Source organism: Microcoleus sp. S28C3 (assembly GCF_036700785.1).
Taxonomy (GTDB): domain Bacteria; phylum Cyanobacteriota; class Cyanobacteriia; order Cyanobacteriales; family Microcoleaceae; genus Microcoleus; species Microcoleus asticus.
Map to the genome: position 1 here is coordinate 1 of NZ_JAUBPO010000187.1, position 7126 is coordinate 7126.

The 7126-nt window shown below is 45.2% G+C and carries 7 protein-coding genes and 1 pseudogene; 2 read left to right on the plus strand and 6 right to left on the minus strand.

Features of this window, described 5'->3' with window-relative positions:
* Positions 1-168 precede the first annotated feature (168 nt).
* The 4 genes from QUA13_RS30755 to QUA13_RS30775 all read right to left on the minus strand — a co-directional run bounded on the left by QUA13_RS30755 (position 169) and on the right by QUA13_RS30775 (position 2322).
* Positions 169-510 (minus strand): hypothetical protein, encoded by a 342-nt coding sequence (locus QUA13_RS30755; RefSeq protein ID WP_333204670.1) that lies wholly within the window; start codon positions 508-510, stop codon positions 169-171.
* A 274-nt stretch (positions 511-784) separates the two neighbouring features.
* Positions 785-1030 (minus strand): hypothetical protein, encoded by a 246-nt coding sequence (locus tag QUA13_RS30765; RefSeq protein WP_333204672.1) that lies wholly within the window; start codon positions 1028-1030, stop codon positions 785-787.
* Positions 1031-1064: 34 nt separating this feature from the next.
* Positions 1065-1961: a pirin family protein gene (locus QUA13_RS30770; protein WP_333204674.1), complete on the minus strand. Its 897-nt coding sequence runs from the start codon at positions 1959-1961 to the stop codon at positions 1065-1067.
* A 145-nt stretch (positions 1962-2106) separates the two neighbouring features.
* Positions 2107-2322, minus strand: a complete 216-nt coding sequence (locus QUA13_RS30775) for a hypothetical protein (protein ID WP_333193105.1) — start codon at positions 2320-2322, stop codon at positions 2107-2109.
* A 503-nt stretch (positions 2323-2825) separates the two neighbouring features.
* Here QUA13_RS30775 and QUA13_RS30780 point away from each other — a divergent pair.
* A pseudogene (locus tag QUA13_RS30780) lies at positions 2826-3161 on the plus strand (IS701 family transposase); the annotation flags it as partial.
* A 609-nt stretch (positions 3162-3770) separates the two neighbouring features.
* Here the strand turns inward: QUA13_RS30780 and QUA13_RS30785 are convergent.
* Positions 3771-4445 carry a 5-formyltetrahydrofolate cyclo-ligase gene (locus tag QUA13_RS30785; protein WP_333204676.1) on the minus strand — a complete coding sequence of 225 codons (675 nt, stop codon included), beginning with the start codon at positions 4443-4445 and terminating at the stop codon, positions 3771-3773.
* Positions 4446-4541: 96 nt separating this feature from the next.
* Positions 4542-5939 carry an NB-ARC domain-containing protein gene (locus QUA13_RS30790; RefSeq protein WP_333204678.1) on the minus strand — a complete coding sequence of 466 codons (1398 nt, stop codon included), beginning with the start codon at positions 5937-5939 and terminating at the stop codon, positions 4542-4544.
* Positions 5940-6142: 203 nt separating this feature from the next.
* Between QUA13_RS30790 and QUA13_RS30795 the strand changes: the two genes are divergently transcribed.
* On the plus strand, positions 6143-7075 hold the full coding sequence (locus QUA13_RS30795) for a dynamin family protein (RefSeq protein ID WP_333204680.1): 933 nt from the start codon (positions 6143-6145) through the stop codon (positions 7073-7075).
* The last annotated feature ends 51 nt before the right edge of the window (positions 7076-7126 follow it).

Below are 7126 nucleotides of genomic sequence, written 5' to 3' on the forward strand. Positions count from 1 at the left end.
TTGCTGGTATTTATAATTATGAACTTTCTTTGAAGATAAATTAGCGATCGCCTGAGAATTTCGCAAGAGGTCTATTTATTATCCCAAACCATCCGATATTAATTCGGGCAATTACCTGACGGGGTGACAACCCAGTCATCTAGCGGTTTTGACGGGGTTGTCACCCCGTCAGGTGTACGACCCGACAGGAGCTGTCATCTCAACTAAACTCTCATTGATGTTGTCGATCGCGTGAATCTCAGGGAACTGACGCGCTCGATCTGGACAATTGATGCTATGGGGGATGCGATCGACACAGCAATCGCGCCTCCGGTGATTTATGACGCGCCAGAGCTCTCGCCCGCGAGTCCGTCTTTCGTTGCCTCCTGAGCGTGAGGGAGCGTGCTTGGAGCCTCGCGTTGATGAAGCTTTTGGCTCTGGCCACCAATAGAGGGGAGGCTGCTTTTGGACTTGCCACAATAAGGCTTGTTCTACATCATTGAGTAGAGGGTCCCGATCGGTATTTGGCAACGCGGATCTCCGAGAGAGTCTGGTTCATAATCGTTGTCTCCCAAGACTCGCTTCATAAATCCAACCGCGACTATAACCTGTTACCGCCATTACTTCTGCGGTGGTTTTCCCGCAAGCCAGCAGCCAAATAATTTGGTAATGATGGGCCCTCGTGGTTGTTTTGGCCTGACGGAAACGAGCCATCAAGCTCTTATGGGATCAGATGAGGTGCGATCGTAATTCGTCTTGGCATTCTCGATCTGAAGGGGTGGTGTTTTTCAATATCGTATCACTGTCAATCGACCGGACATGATATTAAAGGATGTGCAGGGGTAGGGGCGATCGCGTTTCCGTGTTCGCTAAAAATATTCTTTAAACAGTAACGAAACTTAGTTGGAGGTCGATTGCCAAAAAGGTTCGGGAATACCTTGCTATGCCCCGCCCCATCGCTCTTTTTTCCGCGCTTAACGCCTAACGCCATCCAAGGTTTAGGAATAATATCCGCTAAAAGTGGAGGAGAAAAGACCGGATTCTGAATCAAAAAACAGTTCCTTAATTGATATGGCTGGGGCTATTCACAATGGCTGTTCTTCTTGAGCAGGCGGCTCTTCTGGCAGCGGGATAAATTCTGTCTCTTGAGGAACCTGAGCAAACCGTCCCTCTCTCCAATCGAGTTTAGCTTGCTCAATGCGCGAGTGCCGGCTCGAAACAAAATTCCACCACTTATGCCGCTCGCCGACAGGTTCACCGCCAATCACAATACACCTAGCCGTGCCTGAAGCAGAAATGTTTGCCGATGTGCCTGAAGTTAGAACCGCCAACCGATGCTGTTCTAAAGGCACTCCATCGATCGCAAGCCCCTCTGTCACGCTGTAAACCGCTTGTTCGCTGTAATTGCCCGGTAAGGTAAATTCTCTTCCAGGAGTCAGTTGCACGTCCAGATAAATCATGGGCGAAAATATTTGAACTGGGGAAGTGCGACCATAGGCATCACCCGCAATCAGGGTGAACGAAACTCCTGTATCCTCCCAAGTAGGCAGATCGGTTGCTGGATGGTGCCGAAACCAGGGGTCGGTTTCTTCGTGTTCGTCGGGAAGTGCTATCCAGGTTTGGATGCCGTGCAGGATGGCTTCTTTACTGCGCTCGTCCTGGGGCGTGCGTTCGGAGTGGACAATGCCTCGCCCTGCCGTCATCCAGTTCACCGCGCCGGGACGGATTTCTTGAACGCTGCCGACACTATCGCGGTGGATCAAAACCCCTTCAAACAGGTAGGTGACGGTCGCTAAGTTGATGTGTGGATGCGGTCTGACATCCACGCCGCGACCGGGTGGAAACACCGCTGGACCGAGATGGTCAAAAAAGATGAACGGGCCTACCAGTGCTAGAACGTTTGAGGGAAGCAGGCGGCGGGCTTGGAATCCACCCAAATCTTGAATGTGCGGCTCGATGAGATGCTGGATGCTATCCGTCATAATGTTGATGAAGTTGCCAACGCTAATCGTCTATGTCAAAAGCATTATACAAAAAGCTATCCCTAGAGAGTTATATAAGTGAGTTGTCTAAGCTTTTCTAATGGAAAGCTGTTGTAGAGTATCGAGTTCTCAACCAGCTTTCTGTTTACGAGACGATGGAAAGTTCATCAGTGACTTGAATCCGACCTTTGACCAGGGAGCGAATCAGGCGATCGAGCGAGCCGCGTTCTTCTTCGCTGATGGACTCATCGAGGATGGCAGCCATCATGCCGTAGCGGTCAGCTTTAGTAAGGCGGTGAGTATCGGTGACAGTGGCGATTAATTCGTTGATAGCGCCGGGGAGAAGGTTAACTGGAGACATGGGATTGTTTTGAACTCGACACCTTAATCATCTCCTGGTTTCTCCGGAGAGCAAGTGATGGTGCTGGTTTTTTTCAGTGATAATACTGAAAGTATTGGGTGAACCAAGTCCGTGTTACAAGTGATGGAAGTCACAACATTGAAACCAATGCAGCGCTGGAACAATTGGCGGGACTTAAACAATGAAATAAGAGTAAAGAGCTTATAATGTATATAGGATAAGGATTTTACGTCAAACTACACCCTTGAAAGAAACCACGCCTGACGCCATGCCCCCTTGCTTTGAGCAATGGTGCGATCGGTTCGATGATGTGTTTAGCCATCAAGCCCAAAAAAAGGGTTGAGACACTATTTGGGGGGATTATTGGGTCCTGCGCGAGCGAAAAAACTTAACACAGATGTCAAACAACGCAGTAGGAGTGGTAAACCACCAATTCACCATTTTATTGACAGAAGCGACTTACTAATGCCCTCGGAACCCAAGCGACAGGAGAAGGGATAATCACAACTTATTCAAGGGCGTAATTGGGTGGAAGTATTTTACCGTGAAGCTCTCATGTTGGTTAGGGTTAAAAGAATATCAAGTGAGAAGCATAAAAAGCCTTCACAGGCACTTCATATTAGTTTTCGGCGCCTACAGTTTTATTTTTTTGCAACAGTTAACCGGAGGATTGAGAAGGCGTTGGGCTAACAAACCTTTGAAAACATTTACGCTCTGCCTTGTTAGCTTTTAGAACAGCTATATCTTATCGATTTGTCGGTGGGCTGCAAGATAATGGTGACGTATTCGCCTTACACATAGCAAGTTCGATGCTCTGTTTTGGCTTGAAATTTGTTTGAGTCCCGTTAACCAATAAGTGATTAAGGGAAACCAAAGAGCCTGCGATCGCTAATTGAGGTATTTCCAAAAATCTCGGCAATTTGCGGCGCCGACTTTCAGTTGTAATGGGATAGGGCAATAATGAGTGCGAGCGGTTCTAATCTTACTTGTTTCTCGGATGGTATTAAAGAGAGCAAGATTGTGAGTAGAATAAATTGGATCTGGATCAGTTGTTTTTGTAAGTGGCTCTGATAAAATGTTGGTAACATACTTTTTGAGATAGACTAGCGTGTCATAACACAGGCTGCCTATCTTTTGTTACCACAAATCACCTCACCCTTTACCCCCTCTGGCTTTGGCGCGGGTTGTCACCCCCCCAGATGGTTCTGATAAGATTGAGGAAACATAATTAACAGATGGAGCCACTTAATAATTTCGACCCCATCTTTTGAGAGTTCAAGTTGGGTCAATCCACCACTGGTGCGGGTTTTGAAAAGGTTGTCACCCCGTCAGATCGATCGGTTTAATTGTTTACGTTTTGGCGATCGAAGATGTATTGCGCTTTTCGTCCGGCGCCGCCCTGACGGTTGCTATATATAAACATGGATCTAGGGATAATTACTGAAAATTTATTGCTTGATCGACCTTCTTGATTTTTGCTGTATGATTGTCAAATCTATTTCTGTGCAAATTCCGTGCAGCGGTTTGTCCCACGAATCTACTGGTAGTTGGGCGACCAAGGCAAATTCAAAGATTGTGCCGATCGCAATTTTTGATTCCCACTCAGCTAAACTGAACATTCGATCGTAATAGCCGCCGCCGTAGCCCAAGCGATAGCCGCGAACATCGCAACCTACTGCGGGTACGAGGATTAAATCTACTTCTGAGCGGTCTATTTTAGGAGCATCCGGCAGTGGTTCGAGTATGCTATAAGCTCCAGTATGTAAAGCATCTCCGGGCTGCCAGATGTGCCAAGATAGCTCTTTGCCGACACACCGAGGAAATCCCCATTTTTTAGGGCTGGGAATGGCATTTGTGGGACAGGCATCTTGCCTGTCTCCAGAATTGAGCAGGCAAGATGCCTCCTCCACAGAAGATGTAAATAGGGGACTTAAATCTGGTTCTTGGCGACAACTGAAGTAGGCGAGGATTGTTTTTGCTTGGTTGAATAAGGGCGAGTTTTGCAGGCGGTTACAGAGGCGATCGCTCTTTTGTCTCCATTCTTGTGCTGATAGGGATTTGCGGGTGTTGAGGAGCGATCGTCTTAATTCGGTTTTAGTTAATGAAGGTTCAGCAGTATTCATATTTCATATTAAATCATCGCTGCGGGTACGGACATGGCAATGCCCTGTCCTCAAAATGGGAGACACGGCATTGCCGTCTCCCTACAGATATCGTGGCTAATTAACTGGATTTGATATTACATATTGTCTCACCACAGGACAAACGCTGAATAGCGTTTCATTCTCCTGTTCTTCTATTTCCACTAACGATCGCCTCCCCAAAGATTGCAGCCCGTTGAATAAATCGGAGGGCGATAAATCGGCATCTTGTAGCAATTGCTCTATTGAAACTGAATTTGCTTCGCGGCTGAGCTGGGAGATTAGCTTTTTCTCTAATTCTGACAAACGATTTATCTGCGGGTGCAATGTTGCTGCCAATTCTTCCCCTAGAAATAGCCTATCATATTTCAAAAACTCTGCAACTCGGCCTCGGAATATTTCTTGAATAGTGGTGGCGACTATTTTTAACCACAAGGGATTGCCTTGATAGGTGTTAATTAGGTTTTCCCATGTTTCGGGATTGAGTAAACTTTTTTGTCGGAAAATTTCGGCTGCTGCATCTATGCCTTTGAGTTGCAAGGTGCGAACCGGTAAATTTTCACCTTTTAAGGCGGTAATTTCTCTGGGAGGTTCCCAACTGTTGAGGATTAAACAACTGTTGTGGGTGGTTTCTCCGATTTGTCTGAAGAGGATGCTATAATTTTCGCATTCTGTGCGGTAATTTCCTGCTAGTTGCCCGCTGCTGAGAATGCTTTGCACGTCGTCGAGGATGATGAGACAGCGGTTTTTTCGCAGATATTCCATTAACAGGAAAATTCGCTCTAGAATGCTTGTCGGGAGTTCGATTTCTGGTTTATTTAATAGAAATTCTAGGATATTTTTGAGGGTAGTTTCTAAGGGTGGGGAGTGGCGGAGACTTCGCCAGATGACGGATTCAAAGTTATGCTGAATTTGTGGGATGAGGTGGAGGGAAAGTGCGGTTTTGCCGATGCCGCTGAGTCCTGATATTGCTGCGAGGGTGCACTTTTCTTGGACGATCCATTTTTCCAGGGTGGCGAGTTCGGATGTGCGATCGCACAATAATGAAATATGAGGTGCATCGGCTAAGTCTAGTCGGGTTTGGGGTTTGGAGGTTTCTGAGGTGGGGGTTGAGGGCGATCGGGTTTTTGTAACTTCTGGAGGTTGCAAAGTGTCTCCACAAACGTTGATGTTATTAATCGATCCAAAGTCTTTCGCGAAATTTGATGAAATAATTGAGAATCGACATCTTTCTAATGTTGTTTTAAAATTTGATTTATTCAGTTCTTCACCTAAGACATCAGAAAGAACTTGCCATAATTCAGAGGCCACATTTCTGACATGACCTTCAGTGCAGTGAGATTCTTCTGCAATTTTAGAGTATCTTTGACCTTTCCATGCACCCCGCAAAATAGCTTCTTGCAGATCGTCCAAGTGTTCTCCTGTTTTGGCGAAAACCAGATCCTCGGCAAATCTCAAGACTTCTTTAACGTCCATTGGTCGAGTAGGTGTAGGGGTTTTTCTTATTTTATCAGACTTTTTCTGACATTTTCTGACATCTCTGACCAATTCTGACAGATCGCTCGTCTCAATTGCTGATAAAATTTGACATTTTATTACTTCGATAAATTCATAATTAGAAGATAATTATAAAAACCAAATAACTTCCTGTGGGTTAAACTAGCGGGTAGCAGAATGCTATGAACATTAATTTTAGACGCTATCGGGAACAGAAAGGTATCAGTCAAGAATCAGTGGCCACCGGGATCGGAATTTCTGTAGATCAGGTTAGACATTATGAGCAGTTCCCTGCACAAGTTCCGATGGGAATGGTAGTAAAATGGCTGCAAATATTAGGTGAAGACATTGCAACTGCCATGTCACAGGAAATACCTCCACTACCAGGAATTGAACCAGGCCGTCCCTACGCTGAACTTTATCGCAGGCTAAATTTACTTAATCAGTATATCGATGAAAATTCTTTTTTACCTTGGCTAGAATTGCCAACGGAACTACGTAGACATAACGATCTGCAAGAACAAATTAACAAGTATTACCAAAAACCAAATGTTGTCTTGACAGGAGCATTTGACTCTGGTAAATCCTATCTGGCTAATACTCTTTTAGGCCAAAAAGTATTGCCAACAGGCTATCAGCCTGCAACAAGAGTCATTACCATTGTTTGTCATGTGGAAAGTCGCCCCGGATGGTTTGATGGAAACGTGGGAATTATTGATGAGAAATTTTGGCAAGATGAAAACGGTAAGCTAAATTTTGATTTCCTATATTTAGAGGATCGGGAGCGTTGTCAGAAGCATTTTTTGCAATTGGGTTCCTTTGACCTCCTAGAAAAATATGGTGTACACCAATATGATGACTCTGACGACAGCAATGACGGCGGACATACAGCTATAGTTTATGTAGATGCTCCTTTGTTAAGAGCGTGTAATCTGATTGACCTTCCCGGTTACTCTGATAAACAAGATGAAGTATCAAAAGATGTTGAGAAAGCTAATAGTGCCACCAAGATTGCTAATGTCTTGCTTTATGCTTCTCCTGCCAAGGGTCACATCAATGGTCAAGATATGGTGCGACTTCGGAATTTACCGGGACTTAAACATAAAATACGATAAAAATAGGTTATAATGCTTACATAGCAAGCATATAACGTTAAAAAATGACCC